Here is a 12,713-nt window from a genome sequence, read left to right on the forward strand (position 1 = left end):
GAGCGTCAGTCCCGGATCCGCACCGGATTACCTCTCGCGTGGCGCCACCGGGCGCACGGGAGGCGCGATCCGGCCGCGGATGTCAGCGAGAGGCGCCCGTATCCCTGCAGCCGTGTGACATCGACGGTTGTCCCGAGCGCGAGGCCAGGCGGAACAAGGTGTGGGCCGCGCGCTGCTCGGAAGACTCTGGCCGGATACCGCCTCGGGGGATCGCTTCCTCCTCGGCCAGACTTGTTGCCTCACGCCACATGCGCACCGCCGCTGCGGTGGCCCGTGCCCGGGAGGCCCCTGATGACGTCAGACGCGAGGCCGGACGAGGTCGGGACGGCAGCCCCGCCCGGACGGCGACGGCCTCCCGGCGACCGCGTCGTGCTGCGCGGCGACCTGCGGTCCGCCCTGCCCGACGCCGCCGCGGCGGTGGTGGTCACGGTGCTCGTGTTCGCCCTCCTGTGGGCGCGCATGGAGTCGGGTGCTTCGGACACGGTCGCGGTCATGCCGTTCATGGACGATGCCGGAACCTACTGGATGTACTTGCTCAGTCAGGCGTTCGGGTGGTCGGGGCTGTTGTGGGCCTGGGGCACGGTCATGCTCGGCCTGCTGCTGTCGGGACGACGGCCCACCCGGCTGCCGGTCTCCCGACAGGTGCTGGAGCGTTGGCACCGCACCACGAGCCTGACGACGATGGCGCTGATGTTCGCGCACGCGTTGATGTTCGCCGCGGAACTCGTACGCTACGAGACGAAGGTGGACTGGGCGGAGCGGCTGTGGGTGGGCTTCGCCGACAGTTTCGTGCCGGGCTGGTACGACTCGGGCACCGGCCGGATCGCCATCCCGCTCGGTCAGGGCGCCTTGTACCTGGCGATTCCGCTGGGGCTGTTGTTCTACGTCCGGCACCGCATCGGAGCGAACACCTGGAGGCGGCTGCACCGTTTCGTGATCGTCGTCTACGTGCTGAGCGTGTGGCACACACTGCTGTACGGAACCAATGTCTGGTTCGGGGAATGGCCGCGCACCGTTCTGTGGCTGCTGCAACTCCCGGTCGCGGTACTGCTGTTGCTCCGTCTGCTCAGACCGGCCCGGCGGGCCGAACACCTGGGCTTCCCCGGCGGGCGCGAGGGTATGGCCCGGTCGGGGTGGTGGCTGAGGGCGGCAGGACGGGTCGCCGCCGGAGCCGTTGTCGTAGGGCTGCTCGTCGTGGTGGTGTCCGGCCGTGACGGCGGACGGGACCGCCCGACCCATCCGCCGGCGACGGCCCCACACTCCCAGGAGACGGACTGACGGCTCGAACGGGGGCGGTTGGGAGGGCGTCCCGGGGTGAGATGATGTCCGGTGACAAGGCGACGGCGGACGAGGAAGCCGGTGTGAATCCGGAGCGGTCCCGCCACTGTGATCGGCGAGCGAGTCCCGACAGGCCACTGCCCGAAACGGGCGGGAAGGCCGGGACGAGCATCGACCCGAGAGCCAGGAGACTCACGCGGTCGCCTCCTCGACGGACCACCGGGGCGGATCTCCCCGGAGAGAGGGACGGCACCGCATGCCCCCGACACCGACCGGACGAACGACAGACGACACGAAGGCCCCAACGGCCGCCCCGGTACCGTGTCGCATCGTCGTGTGCCGCGACTGCTGCTGCGGCAGCCCGAAGGTGACCGGCGTCGACCATGCGGCCCAGACCGAGCGCCTGCGTGCCGCGGCACCGGTACGCGTCTCCGACTGCCTCGACGTCTGCGACCAGGCCAACGTCATCGTCGTACTGCCTTCCGCCGAGGGCCGCGCCGCCGGTGCCCGTCCCGTCTGGCTCGGGCTGGTCAACGACCCGGACGCGACCGAGGACATCGCCGCGTGGACACGCGCGGGCGGACCGGGCGTCGCACCCCTGCCGGACATCCTCGGCCTGTACGCCATCACGCCGCCGCGACGGCGTACGGCCCCCTGACCGTACGGAGGCGTGGACGTCGGCGATCAGGGACTCGGTCAGCGTGTCGACCGGGGGAGCCGGCGGCGGCCCCCGGCCTCCCGGAGTACGACAGCCCGGTCGCAGCACATGGCCGCGAGGTTCAGGCCGTGCAGGGCGACGACCCGGTGGCGGGGAGTCCGGCGATCGGGTTCACCAGGTCCAACTGGTGCTGCATTTCCAGGCGGTACCGGAACCGTTATTGATCCTCGGCCCATCCGGTGAGCAGTTCCTCTCGACCGTATCCGGAGCCGATCGTCCGCAGAGACGACCAGTGTCGGTTCGGACTGCGCCGGGTGGGCGGACCTGCTGTGACGACACTGCCCTGTGATCGCCTCGACGTCGCCGCCTGTCTGCTGGTCAGAGGTCGAACTCGTGGGGTGGGAGGTCGAGGGCGTAGCACGCCTCGCGAACGACGGCCTGCTCGTCCTTGTCGAAGTCGCCGTCGGCTCCGCCGATCACGATCCCGATCTGCACCACGGCCCGGGCCTCGGCGGGCTTCTTCTTGGCCTTGGCGATCTCCAGGAGGACGCTGACCTTGCCGAGCGCGTAGTCGGCGGCGAGCTTGCTCAGGTTGTCCTCGAAGCGGTGGCGCAAGTCGTCGGCGGGGAAGTTCTGCAGTACGTCGTTGGTGGCGATGAGCTGGGCGACGCGCTGCCGCTCCGAGGAGTCGACGGTGCCGTCGGCTGCGGCGACCAGCGCGCACATCGCCATGCTCGCGTCGCGGAAGGCGCCGCTCTTGAGGTCGTTCTTCTTCGCCGTGAGCTGGGTCTGCATCTGGGATGCGGACTCCTTGAAGCGGTCCCACAGGGCCATGAAGACTCCAAACGGGTCAGGGGGAGCCCCTGCGGGATGCCGCTCGGGGCAGTTGAAAGCTCGTGCTGTGGTCGGAAAGCGGATGACGGAGCGCGCGGCTCCGTCCCTGGGCCTGGCGTGGGCTCCGGCTGCCGTTCAGTCCTCGCTCTCGTCGTCGCCCTCGAAGAAGTCCCCCACCTCGTCGACGACTTCGGCGGCGACCATGCCGCCGACGACACCGACCGCGAGGCCGGCGGCTCCGGCAGCGATCGCCGTTCCCATGCCAGGGCCGGAGCGGTGGTGGTCGTCGTGATGATGCTCACCGTGTCCGTGGGTTCCGTAGCCGGAGAAGGGCGCACCGTGCCCGTAGGCGGGTCGGTGCTCGACGAGCTGACGGATCCAGCCGTCGACTTCGGCCGTCCAGTCGCGGTTGTCGTGGTGGCCGACGGTGAAGCGGGTGAGCGCGTCGTGGCCGGGGGAGAAGAGGCCGCCGCGCTTGTCGGCTTCCAGGACCACCTCCAGTCCTGCGGGGCCGGCCAGGAAGGTCAGCTCGATCTCGTTGACCTGGTGGGCGTACTGGGGTGCGGGGGTGAGCTCGATCTCCTGGTAGAAGGGGAGCTGCTGCCCGGTGCCGCCGATGTGTCCGTATTCGAGGTCGGCGGACTTGAAGCCGAAGCCGAGCTGCCCGAGGGCTTCCAGGATCGCTTCCTGGGCCGGCAGCGGGGCGACGGTGAGCTGGTCGAGGTCGCCGCGGTCCTTTGCACCGGCGACGGCGAGCTCGGTGCGCACGCCGAGGACGATGCCCAGAGGTTGCCCGTACAGCTCGGTGACGGGTGTCTCCCAGGGCAGTGTGACGCTGAAGGGGACGCTGCGTGACTCTTCGGCGGTCAGCCGGAAGCCGCCGCCGACGGTGAACCGGTCGAAGACGACGACGCCCTCGCTCTCACCCTCCTCGTGCTCGGCCTCGACCCGGGCCACGAGGTCGAGCGTGATGTGCTCGATGTCGAAGTCGGCTTGGCCGCCTTTGAGGTGCACTTGGCCGCCGAGTGCGCCGCCGGGCAGTACGGGGGCCGGGGCGAGGACCGTGTCGACGGTGGGGGCGCCCACGCCGAGTGAGCCGAGAAGTCGCTTGAACACCATCGTGGCGTCCACTCCTTATGCGTGCGTGTGCTTCTTGAGGAAGGTGCCGTCCGCCCGCGCGGCGACGAACGGCACCACGGCCGTTGACCGGTCGGCTACTTGGCCGCTTCGAGGGCGGCGAGTGCCTGTGCCCAGCGGACGTACTTCAGTTCGGCCAGGTCCGCGACGGTCTTTACTCCGAACGCTTCCTGGAGCAGCTCACCGTCGCGGTCGGAGACACCCTTCAGCGCTCCCACGGGGGCGGCGAGTATCTCCTGCAGGCTCTTGTCCGCCCACGCCTTGTCCAGCACCTTGTCCAGGTCGATCGAGGCCATGTGTGTCGTCTCCACAGGTGCGAGGCCCGGGCTGACCCAGGGCCTGTTTCTACAAACGCGTAGAAGCATAGAGTTGGCTCGGGGGTGGGGGAGCGCCCTGCGGCCCGCCGCGCAGGGAAAGGCTGGAATTCGCCCCTGCGCTGGCCAGAGGCTGTTTGGTTCCAAGGCTGGGGTTCGGCCGTGCGGGGCGCGGTCCTCGACCGTGCCGCACACGCCTCCGGCAGGAGCGCCGCACAGTGTGCCGAGCGACTCATCACCGTCACGCCAGCTGGGCGGCGGTGTTCTGGGATCCACAGCAGCGTCCCTTCGACACCGGAGCGCCACCCGGGTTCCGCTCTGTCGTAGCGGCCTTCGGCGTCGGCGCGGATGTTCGCCGCGAGGGCGCGCAGGTCCTTCTGCAGTCCCTGCCGTGGCTTTGTTCGCGAGTTTCGACAGCAGATGTCCACCTCATCGGGCAGCGTGTGGACGGCGGCTGTTCGATGTTCATGAGAAGTGACGGCGGCCGTGAGGCGGCTGGCCGAGCAGTCGCCTCCGCCGGTCGAGGACCGAGCCACGATCACGGCCTGGTGGCCAACCAGACGGTCACGGCCGCGGTGGCGGTGAGTCCGACATTGAGTGTGATTTGACGGTCTTCGCCGGTCAGGTGAACGGCGATCGCACCGGCCTGCAGGAGTACGAAGCCGATGGCTGCGGCCGACGCCAGCCAAGGAGCGGTGCCGGTCAGCGGTGGCAGCATCAGGCCGGTCGCGCCAAGTATTTCGACCACCCCCAGCGCCCTGACGGCGGGCAAGGGCATGCGGTCGACCCAAGCCATCATCGGTCGGAGTTGATCGCGGCTGCGGATCACCTTCAACGTGCCCGCGTAGAAGTAGAAGAGCGCGAGCAGTCCCGCGACGATCCAGTAGGCGATGTTCATGGTTGCCGTTCACGAGGGCCCCGGTTTGCGGGGGCGTGTCGATTGCGTCGAGTGCCAGGGAAGCCCTTGGAGAAGGCCGGTCCGTGGTCCGAGGAGTTCGGACGCGACAGACGGGAGCGCCATGGCCCCAGAGGCCGAAAGGAGGGCGGCCGGGCCGTTCCGTCCTGTCGGCTTCAGGTGAGGCCGGTGGCGGGCTGTGTCGCGTAGCGGCTCATGGTGTCGATGTTGGCCTGTGGCGTCAGCGGCTGGCCGCCGATGAGCACCGCCTGAAGGTCTCGGAAGTACTGCACGTACAGGTCGGGTGTGAATGTGCTGAGCATGACGGCGGGTTGGTCGGTCGGGTTGGCGAAGGTGTGCGGGGTGCCGGGCGGAACCATGACGAGGGTCCCTGCGGCGGCGTCGTGGTCCTCGTCCCCGACGGTGAACCGCACAGTCCCGGAGAGGACGTAGAAGCCCTCGTCGTGTCGGCCGTGACGGTGTTGCGGCGGACCCTGCGTGTGCGGGGCGAGGACGGACTCGGCGATCGCGAGGCGGTGCCCGGTGTGGCTGCCGTCCTCCAGAACGCGCATGCGCGTGGTACCCAGAACGATGGTCTCGCCGTCGTTGGGACCCACCACAGATACGGCGGGGTCGGCCTGCGGCTCGCTGGTCTTGGCTTCTTCGGTCATGCTCACGAGTGCACCGCCGGGGCGCTGGCGGTGTCCAAGACCCATCTCGCAGAGCCGATACCTCATGGGTATCGTTGCAGCGTGGAGCTGCGGACCTTGCGTTACTTCGTGGCGGTCGCCGAGGAACTCCACTTCGGTCGGGCCGCCACCCGACTGCACATGAGTCAGCCGCCGCTGAGCCGGGCGATCAAGCAGTTGGAGGCCGATGTCGGGGCTCTGCTGTTCGCCCGCTCGCCCATCGGAGTCACCCTCACGCCGGTGGGCAGGGTGCTGCTCGACGAGGCGCGAGCCCTGCTCGACCATGCCGACCGCGTCCGGGTACGCGTCAGCGCGGCGGCCGGCGCCGCGACCATCACCGTCGGCATCCTGGGCGACGGCACCGACCCAGGAGTGGCCAGGCTGGCCGCCGCCTACCGCCGGAACCACCCCGGCATCGACATCCGCATCCGCGACACCGACCTGACCGACCCGACGTGCGGGCTGCGCGCCGGACTGGTCGATGTTGCCCTCACCCGGGCGCCGTTCGACGAGACAGCCCTGACGGTGCGTGTGCTGCGATCCGACCCGGTCGGTGTGGTCCTGCGCTCCGACGATCCGCTGGCCCACCGCGACCGGCTGCATCTGGCCGAGCTGAGCGACCGCCGCTGGTTCCAGTTCCCGCAGGGCACCGACCCCCTCTGGCAGTCGTACTGGAACGGCGGCAGGCCGCGCGAGGGACCAGTGGTGCGCGCCGTCCAGGAATGCCTGCAGGCCGTGTTGTGGAACGGCACGGTCGGCTTGGCCCCGCTCGGACACGACCTGCCCGCAGAGCTGGCCGTGGTACCGCTGATCGACATGGCGCCGAGTCGAGTGGTGGCGGTGTGGAACGACGGTGACGCCAACCCGTTGATCCGGTCTTTCATCGAGATCGCGTCAACCGCGTACCGACACTGAGCACCGGCGAGTCAGAACCACTTCACGTGAACGAAGCCACTGCGTAGGACGGACACGTGCTGCGCAGTCACATGGTCAGCGGCCCTTTTCGGAGCCAGTAAGTGATCGACACCGCCGTGCAGTTGGAGAAGCATGACTGAGCTCTGGAGCACGGGTAACCTGACGACGGAGCCGGTCGCCACGACCACAGAATCGACCACGGCAGGTCAGGAGTCGGTCATCTGGTCGAACCTCATCCGTGTCGGCAGGCAGCTCCTGAGTGCACCCGCACAGCGTGCACCGTCACGTCCTGGGTTCTCCGCGACGTTCAACGCATGCCCCAGACCGAGCAGCGGCGCGCGCCCGAGGCGCTTCCTCGCAGTCCGGCGCATGCAGCATCCCCAGGGCCGGGGCCCGCCCTCACGCCCCAGTGACGTGCGCAGGTCCTGTGAGGCGCAGGCCGGGCTCGGCCGCAACGTCTCCGCCGGCCCCATGCGGCTCTGACCGCATCGTGTGCGCCGGCACCGCCGCCAGGGCGAAGCCGGACCAACGCCTCGGACACGTAAGGCTGATGGATGGGGCTCCCAGAAGTGCTGATCGTCCTGGAACATCAGCTGCGGCTTCGCATCTCTCTCTCAAGGAGGGCCCGGAAGGTGCGCGGGGGCCGGCCCGTGAGACGGCGGACGGTGTCGGTGATGCGGTCCTCCGCCCCTCCGGCGATGGCACGGTCCATGCCGGCCAGCAATGTGGCGAACTCCATTGGCACCTGCGTCGTGAGGCGATCACGCATCTGCTCGTAGGACAGACGGCGGTGGACCACGGGCCGACCGGTGACCTCGGTGATGATCGCGGCGATGTCGTCGTAGCCGAGTGCCTCGGGTCCGGTGAGGAGGAGATCGGTGTTCGGGGCTTGCTCGTCGGTCAGAGCGTGGACGGCGACGGCCGCGATGTCCCCGGCGTCGATGAAGCCGACCCGGCCGCTTTCGGTGGCGGTCCAGATGCTGCCTTCGTCGCGGATGCTGCGAGCGTGCGCGTGGGTACCGGTGAAGTTCTGCATGAACCACGAGGGCCGCAGTACCGCCCACTCGTCGAAGAGTTCGGGCAGGGCTTGGTGCACCGTTCCCACCGCCGGGCCGCCCTCGGGGATGGCCGAGGAGCTCAGCAGCACCGCGCGGTGCACGCCGGACGTGCGGGCCTGCTGGAGGAACGGCAGCATGATCGCCGCGGGGTCGGAGTCGCCCAGGGGCGGTATGAGGTAGACGCGGTCGACGCCGTCGAGGGCGGCCGCGTGGGTGGCGGGGGCGTACCAGTCGAAGGGAACCGGCTCGGCGTCGGCGACCGGGGTGGCCCGGCGGCTGGCGGCTTTGACGCGGTGTCCCGAGGCCGTCAGCTGTGCGGCGGTACGGCTTCCGGTGGTGCCGGTGGCGCCGATGACCAGTGTGGTGCCTGTGGTGCTCATCGGCTGCTCCCGGTGAAGTCGGCGCTGGGCTCCTGGACGCCGAGGGGGTTCCAGTAGTCGCGGTAGGAGGTGATGTGTCCGTCATGAACGGTCACGACGGCGATGTAGGTCATGTCGAAGGGAGCGTCGCTCTCCACCAAGCGGCCGACGCCGCGCATCTCGACCACGATGGTCTGTGGATCAGTGGTCTGGTGGATCCGCAGGTCGGGGAAGTCGTGCAGGTCGATGTGGTCGGGGTAATGGCGCATGTAGGCGGCGATGGCCTCCTTGCCCTCCAGGCGCCGGGGCCAGCCGTCGGGAGCGAACGGGAACTCCATGAGGCCGTCCTCGGCCCACAGGGCGACCCACGCGTGCATGTCCTTGTCAAGCAGCAGTTGCAGGCTGTGGCGGTACAGATCCGTCGGAGAAGTCGGTGCGGACATGGGTATCCTCCAGCTCTAGAATGCGGACCCTGGGTCCGCTTCAACAATACGGACCGTGGGTCCGCTTTGTAAACGGAGGAGCAGCATGCCTGAGCGCAAGCCCCGTAAAGACGCAGCCCGCAACCGGGAGGCTGTGCTCGCGGCTGCCGACGCCCTCTTCGCCCGCCGCGAGAGTCCCGAGGACGTCACCATGGCCGACGTCGCGGCGGCGGCCGGCGTGGGCAAGGGCACGCTCTTCCGGGCCTTCGGTGATCGTGCCGGGCTGCTCCGCGCGCTCTACGAGGCACGCATGGAGCCGATCAGGCAGGCCGTCGAGACCGGCCCACCACCCCTGGGGCCCGCGACCCCACCGTCGGATCGCGTGCCCGCCCTGCTCGATGCCGTCCTGTGCTTCAAGCTCGACAACCGGCGCCTCGCGCTGGCCCTGGAGGAAGGCGGGAGCAGCAGCCCGTACCGGGCGGAGCACTACGAGAGGTGGCACAGCCTGCTCCGAGCCGTACTGGAACAGGTCCCCGGCCTGACCGACAGCGGCTTCACCGCCCACGCCCTGCTCGCCGCCACACGAGCCGACCTCGTCGAGCACCTGGCCGGAGAAGAGCACATTCCGCGGGAAAGAATGCGGTCACAGTTGGCGAACTTCGTCACCAGCGTCCTGGCCTCCGGCCCGTCGCAAGGGTTGAACGTCGAGGAATGATCGTGTCCTGTCTCAGTTGACCTGAGCCACCGCGAGGCGGTGGCCTGCGGTGGCTCAGGTTGAGCGAGACGCCGGTGCCGAGCTCGTCTCGATCAACCTGAGGCAGTGGGGTTGATTCCTTGACCCCAAGCGAGGTTGAGGTTTTAGCGTGCCGTGGACGTGATCACCGGCTGATGGCAGGAAGAGATGGCGATGATCCTTGTGACTGGCGCGACCGGGAACATTGGAAGTCCTCTACTGAGGGAGTTGCACCTGGCTGGTGTCGCACCCGTGCGAGGTCTGACTCGTGATGCGGGACGGGCCTCGTTCGCTGAAGGGATCGAAGCCGTTGAGGGCGATCTCGCGCAGGCGGATTCCCTGAAGGCCGCGCTGGAGGGAGTGCGCTCGCTGTTCCTGTTGTCGGGTATGGGCGCGGAAGCGGAGGTCCTGGCGTCTGCCCGGCAGGCAGGTGTGGAGCATGTGGTGCTCGTGTCGTCGATCACGGTGCAGACTCATCCGCATCTGCCCGCGGCCGTCGAGAACCTGGCTGTTGAGCGGTTACTCAAGGCCAGCGGCATGGCCTGGACCATCCTACGGCCGACGCAGTTCGCCTCGAACACCCTGTGGTGGGCGCAGTCGATTCGCGATCAGGGCGTGGTCCGGGCGCCGTATGCGGACATCGGTCTCCCGACCGTCCACCCTGCGGACATCGCGGCGGTGGCATGTGCGGCGCTGACCGAGCCGGGCCATCGGGGGCAGACGTATGCACTGACCGGGCCGGAGTGCATCACGGTCCGACGGCAGGTCGCGGCCATCGCTGCAGCGTTGGAACGGGAGGTGGCCCTCATTGAGATCAGCCGGGAGGAGCCCATCGACAGATGGCTTCCTTCATCGGAGACGAGACCGCGGATGCCGTCCTGGACTTGATGGGCGGGGACGCCAATGACGAATTGCTGAAGGTGCGCGACACCGTTCCCCGGGTCACCGGGTCCGCGGCCAGATCGTTCCAGCAATGGGCCTCGGACAATGGTGCCGCCTTCCGCTGAGACCGCATCTTCACCGCTGTTTCAGGATGAGTGAGACGGCTTCTGAGGGGTCGCCTCAGTCAACCTGAGCCACGGGCTTGGAGTTGTTGGGTGCGTCGTCTTGTGAAGACGTATGTGAGGGCGGTGTCCAGTAGGTGGCGCAACTGAGACGGTGTTGGGGCGACGGCGGTGGCGATGAGGGCCTGGGGGTCGGCGAGAGGGGTCAGTACGGCGTGCCCCTCTGCGGGATCGTCGCCGATGACGTGCGGCTCCTGGGGCGAGTCCAGGCCTGGATCGACCACAAGGAGTTGCCCGGCCGCCCGGTGGGTTCCGAGGACGGCGGGGCTGTCCCACGCCGGCGCGGGGTGGCCGTAGGCGGAGTGCTGGTCGAGGAGCGGTCGTTCGCCGCGTCGTACGGTCAGACGGGTGGTCAGGTGACCTGGCGGTTCGCCTGAGCGGCCCAGGGACTGCTCGTCCCGCATGAGCAGACGGGAGGTGGGGGCGAGGTCTACGGTGAACGTCTGGTGCAGGATGCTGCCTCCAGTACTGATCAGGGGCTCGGGCAGCCAGTGCAGGCACGCGTCGTCCCCCACCCTGACCCGTACGTCGTACGCGGCTGAGGCTGTGGCGGGGCCGCGCAGGGCGATGGTGGCGGCTGCGCTGGTCACTTCCAGCCGGGCGCCTGTCTCGGCGGTGATGTCGAGGGCGAGCCGGTCTCCGCCGAGCGGCGCGCACATCGCGCCGAGTACGCAGACACGTGCCTGCTCTCCGCGGGCCCGCAGCCGGCGCAGGTGGAAGGGGCCGTCGCTGTGGAGGAGGGGGACCGTCGTGGCGCGGCCGTTGTGGGTGGCCCGGATGCGGGCGGTGGCGGTGACTGCGGACGGGGGAGCCGAGGAGGGTTCGGCGGAGCGCCGGCCGTGTGATCCACCGTCGGCTCGGCGGGGTTCTCCGACCGGTGCCGGAATCATGGCTGGTGTGCGCGCGGTGGTGACGTTCACCGGGTGGGTCCCGCGGCGTGCCAGGCGGCGAGGCAGCCGGTGACCCAGTCGGCGACCGGCTGGACGCCGTCGGTGCTGGTGAGGCTGGTGAAGGCGTACGGCAGGTCCTTGCGCTGCCTGCGGGTGTCGGCCCTCATGGTGTCCAGGTCGACGCCGACGTGGGGGGCCAGGTCGGTCTTGTTGACCACGAGGAGGTCGGCGGTGGTGATGCCCGGGCCGCCCTTGCGGGGGATGTCGTCGCCGCTGGCCACGTCGATGACGAAGACCTGGGTGTCGACGAGCCCGCGGGAGAAGGTCGCGGTGAGGTTGTCTCCGCCGGACTCGATCAGGATCAGGTCGAGCGGGTGCAGGGTCTGCTCGAGTTCCTCCACGGCTTCGAGGTTCGCGGAGATGTCGTCGCGGATCGCCGTGTGCGGACAGGCTCCGGTCTCCACGGCGGCGATCCGCTCGGGTGGCAGGACGGCCTCGCGGCGCAGGAAGGCGGCGTCCTCCTGGGTGTAGATGTCGTTGGTGACCACGGCGATGGAGAGCCGGTCGCGCAGGGCGCGGCACAGTGCGGCCACGGTCGCGGTCTTGCCCGAGCCGACGGGTCCGCCGAAGCCGATGCGCAGGGCGCGGCGGCTGCCGTCGGCGAGCAGCGGTTCGGCGCCGTGGGTGTGGCGGTGCGGCATGGTCACGGGGTGGTCGAGATGCACAGGGATGCTCCAAGAATCGGTCAGGGCTGGTCAGGAGGCGAAGAGCCGGACAGTCCATGCGGCGTGCTGCTCACCGGTGATGTCCAGCAGGGGAGCGGACGCGGCGGGCAGGGCGGCGACTCCTTCCGTGGCCACCTGCCCCGCCGCGTCGGCCGCCGCGTCGGCGACGGTGTCGAGATCGGCGGCGAGCCGCGCCAGGACGGCGGTGGCGTCGAAGGGGTCGAGGCTCAGCAGGCGCACCGCGGCCGTCGCCGGACCGCCGACGCTCTCGTAGGTGGCGACCTGCGCGGCATCCAGTGGAGTCAGTCCGGCGGCGCGTGCGGTGACGCCGAGCACGACCGGCTGGTGGGCGCCTTGGGGCCGGTGACGGGCGAGGTGGTCGAGGTCGGCGCTGGGCCAGGTGGCCCGGGCCGCCCGCATCAGTTGCCGGCCCAGGCGCCGTGCGACCTGGCGCAGCGCCGGTACGGCGGTGCGGGTGTCGGCGGCTTGGTCCAAGGCGAGGGCGTCGTAGCCGTCGGCGGCGGCCGCGGCGAGGGCGGCGCCGACCAGTCCCGCCGTGTGCAGCCGCCCCCGGCAGAACGCCTCCAGGCTCGCGGTGTCGTGGACCAGGCCGGAGGCGACGGCGGCTTCCATTCCGCCGGAGTGGGCATGTCCGCCGGCGGGGAAGCGGCCGTCGGCCAGGACGAGCAGGGCAGTGCGGCTCATGGGGTGGCGGGACCGCCTTTCGCGGGGAGGCGCCGGG

General features: G+C 69.7%; 14 protein-coding genes, 1 pseudogene and 1 riboswitch. Of the genes and pseudogenes, 5 read left to right on the forward strand and 10 right to left on the reverse strand.

All coding sequences use genetic code 11. The annotated features are described in order from the left end of the window. Window positions 1-291 precede the first annotated feature (291 nt). Together ACLIN4_RS34415 and ACLIN4_RS34420 are read left to right on the forward strand one after the other, a co-directional pair. Entirely contained in the window at window positions 292-1,278 is a 987-nt protein-coding gene (locus tag ACLIN4_RS34415) for a ferric reductase-like transmembrane domain-containing protein (RefSeq protein WP_381915391.1), read from the forward strand. Between the two features lie 46 nt (window positions 1,279-1,324). Further along, window positions 1,325-1,474, forward strand: a riboswitch (cobalamin riboswitch). A gap of 60 nt (window positions 1,475-1,534) precedes the next feature. Then, window positions 1,535-1,936 (forward strand): (2Fe-2S) ferredoxin domain-containing protein, encoded by a 402-nt coding sequence (locus tag ACLIN4_RS34420; protein WP_382020329.1) that lies wholly within the window; start codon window positions 1,535-1,537, stop codon window positions 1,934-1,936. A 378-nt stretch (window positions 1,937-2,314) separates the two neighbouring features. On the opposite strand, the gene ACLIN4_RS34425 is transcribed toward ACLIN4_RS34420, so the two are convergent. The 5 genes from ACLIN4_RS34425 to ACLIN4_RS34445 form a co-directional block, all read right to left on the reverse strand. Then, on the reverse strand, window positions 2,315-2,770 hold the full coding sequence (locus tag ACLIN4_RS34425) for a tellurite resistance TerB family protein (protein WP_100048809.1): 456 nt from the start codon (window positions 2,768-2,770) through the stop codon (window positions 2,315-2,317). Window positions 2,771-2,905: 135 nt separating this feature from the next. Beyond that, window positions 2,906-3,889: a sporulation protein gene (locus ACLIN4_RS34430; RefSeq protein ID WP_179342461.1), complete on the reverse strand. Its 984-nt coding sequence runs from the start codon at window positions 3,887-3,889 to the stop codon at window positions 2,906-2,908. Between the two features lie 95 nt (window positions 3,890-3,984). Beyond that, the gene (locus ACLIN4_RS34435; protein WP_100048811.1) at window positions 3,985-4,203 is read right to left on the reverse strand and encodes a hypothetical protein; all 219 of its coding nucleotides are present in this window, start codon (window positions 4,201-4,203) and stop codon (window positions 3,985-3,987) included. 556 nt (window positions 4,204-4,759) lie between these two features. Next, window positions 4,760-5,119, reverse strand: a complete 360-nt coding sequence (locus tag ACLIN4_RS34440; protein ID WP_382020323.1) for a DoxX family protein — start codon at window positions 5,117-5,119, stop codon at window positions 4,760-4,762. A 173-nt stretch (window positions 5,120-5,292) separates the two neighbouring features. Continuing rightward, on the reverse strand, window positions 5,293-5,787 hold the full coding sequence (locus ACLIN4_RS34445) for a cupin domain-containing protein (protein WP_179342462.1): 495 nt from the start codon (window positions 5,785-5,787) through the stop codon (window positions 5,293-5,295). An 81-nt stretch (window positions 5,788-5,868) separates the two neighbouring features. Between ACLIN4_RS34445 and ACLIN4_RS34450 the strand changes: the two genes are divergently transcribed. After that, the gene (locus ACLIN4_RS34450) at window positions 5,869-6,720 is read left to right on the forward strand and encodes a LysR family transcriptional regulator (protein ID WP_257101620.1); all 852 of its coding nucleotides are present in this window, start codon (window positions 5,869-5,871) and stop codon (window positions 6,718-6,720) included. Between the two features lie 589 nt (window positions 6,721-7,309). Here the strand turns inward: ACLIN4_RS34450 and ACLIN4_RS34455 are convergent. After that, window positions 7,310-8,158 (reverse strand): NAD(P)H-binding protein, encoded by an 849-nt coding sequence (locus tag ACLIN4_RS34455; protein ID WP_411576560.1) that lies wholly within the window; start codon window positions 8,156-8,158, stop codon window positions 7,310-7,312. Next, window positions 8,155-8,580, reverse strand: a complete 426-nt coding sequence (locus ACLIN4_RS34460) for a nuclear transport factor 2 family protein (protein WP_107477940.1) — start codon at window positions 8,578-8,580, stop codon at window positions 8,155-8,157. Before ACLIN4_RS34460 ends, ACLIN4_RS34455 begins: the two co-directional genes overlap by 4 nt. A gap of 85 nt (window positions 8,581-8,665) precedes the next feature. Here ACLIN4_RS34460 and ACLIN4_RS34465 point away from each other — a divergent pair, with 85 nt between their 5' ends. Next, window positions 8,666-9,274, forward strand: a complete 609-nt coding sequence (locus ACLIN4_RS34465) for a TetR/AcrR family transcriptional regulator (RefSeq protein ID WP_107477941.1) — start codon at window positions 8,666-8,668, stop codon at window positions 9,272-9,274. Window positions 9,275-9,466: 192 nt separating this feature from the next. Then, window positions 9,467-10,299 (forward strand): annotated as a pseudogene (locus ACLIN4_RS34470) (SDR family oxidoreductase). A 59-nt stretch (window positions 10,300-10,358) separates the two neighbouring features. On the opposite strand, the gene ACLIN4_RS34475 reads toward ACLIN4_RS34470, so the two are convergent. The 3 genes from ACLIN4_RS34475 to ACLIN4_RS34485 are packed head-to-tail and all read right to left on the reverse strand — an operon-like array spanning window position 10,359 to window position 12,676. After that, window positions 10,359-11,276, reverse strand: coding sequence for an urease accessory protein UreD (locus ACLIN4_RS34475; protein WP_411576561.1), 918 nt, complete (start codon window positions 11,274-11,276; stop codon window positions 10,359-10,361). Continuing rightward, window positions 11,273-11,971 carry an urease accessory protein UreG gene (gene ureG / locus ACLIN4_RS34480; RefSeq protein WP_411576562.1) on the reverse strand — a complete coding sequence of 233 codons (699 nt, stop codon included), beginning with the start codon at window positions 11,969-11,971 and terminating at the stop codon, window positions 11,273-11,275. Before ureG ends, ACLIN4_RS34475 begins: the two co-directional genes overlap by 4 nt. A 30-nt stretch (window positions 11,972-12,001) precedes the next feature. After that, window positions 12,002-12,676 carry an urease accessory protein UreF gene (locus ACLIN4_RS34485; protein WP_107477943.1) on the reverse strand — a complete coding sequence of 225 codons (675 nt, stop codon included), beginning with the start codon at window positions 12,674-12,676 and terminating at the stop codon, window positions 12,002-12,004. Between the last annotated feature and the right edge of the window lie 37 nt (window positions 12,677-12,713).

Origin of the sequence: Streptomyces mutabilis, assembly GCF_046628145.1 — a bacterium.
Taxonomy (GTDB): domain Bacteria; phylum Actinomycetota; class Actinomycetes; order Streptomycetales; family Streptomycetaceae; genus Streptomyces; species Streptomyces mutabilis.

Coding starts and splice junctions, on each gene's coding strand:
- ACLIN4_RS34415 (WP_381915391.1), top strand. CDS start 292: ATGACGTCAGACGCGAGGCCGGACGAGGTCGGGACGGCAGCCCCGCCC.
- ACLIN4_RS34420 (WP_382020329.1), top strand. CDS start 1,535: ATGCCCCCGACACCGACCGGACGAACGACAGACGACACGAAGGCCCCA.
- ACLIN4_RS34425 (WP_100048809.1), bottom strand. CDS start 2,770: ATGGCCCTGTGGGACCGCTTCAAGGAGTCCGCATCCCAGATGCAGACC.
- ACLIN4_RS34430 (WP_179342461.1), bottom strand. CDS start 3,889: ATGGTGTTCAAGCGACTTCTCGGCTCACTCGGCGTGGGCGCCCCCACC.
- ACLIN4_RS34435 (WP_100048811.1), bottom strand. CDS start 4,203: ATGGCCTCGATCGACCTGGACAAGGTGCTGGACAAGGCGTGGGCGGAC.
- ACLIN4_RS34440 (WP_382020323.1), bottom strand. CDS start 5,119: ATGAACATCGCCTACTGGATCGTCGCGGGACTGCTCGCGCTCTTCTAC.
- ACLIN4_RS34445 (WP_179342462.1), bottom strand. CDS start 5,787: ATGACCGAAGAAGCCAAGACCAGCGAGCCGCAGGCCGACCCCGCCGTA.
- ACLIN4_RS34455 (WP_411576560.1), bottom strand. CDS start 8,158: ATGAGCACCACAGGCACCACACTGGTCATCGGCGCCACCGGCACCACC.
- ACLIN4_RS34460 (WP_107477940.1), bottom strand. CDS start 8,580: ATGTCCGCACCGACTTCTCCGACGGATCTGTACCGCCACAGCCTGCAA.
- ACLIN4_RS34465 (WP_107477941.1), top strand. CDS start 8,666: ATGCCTGAGCGCAAGCCCCGTAAAGACGCAGCCCGCAACCGGGAGGCT.
- ACLIN4_RS34485 (WP_107477943.1), bottom strand. CDS start 12,676: ATGAGCCGCACTGCCCTGCTCGTCCTGGCCGACGGCCGCTTCCCCGCC.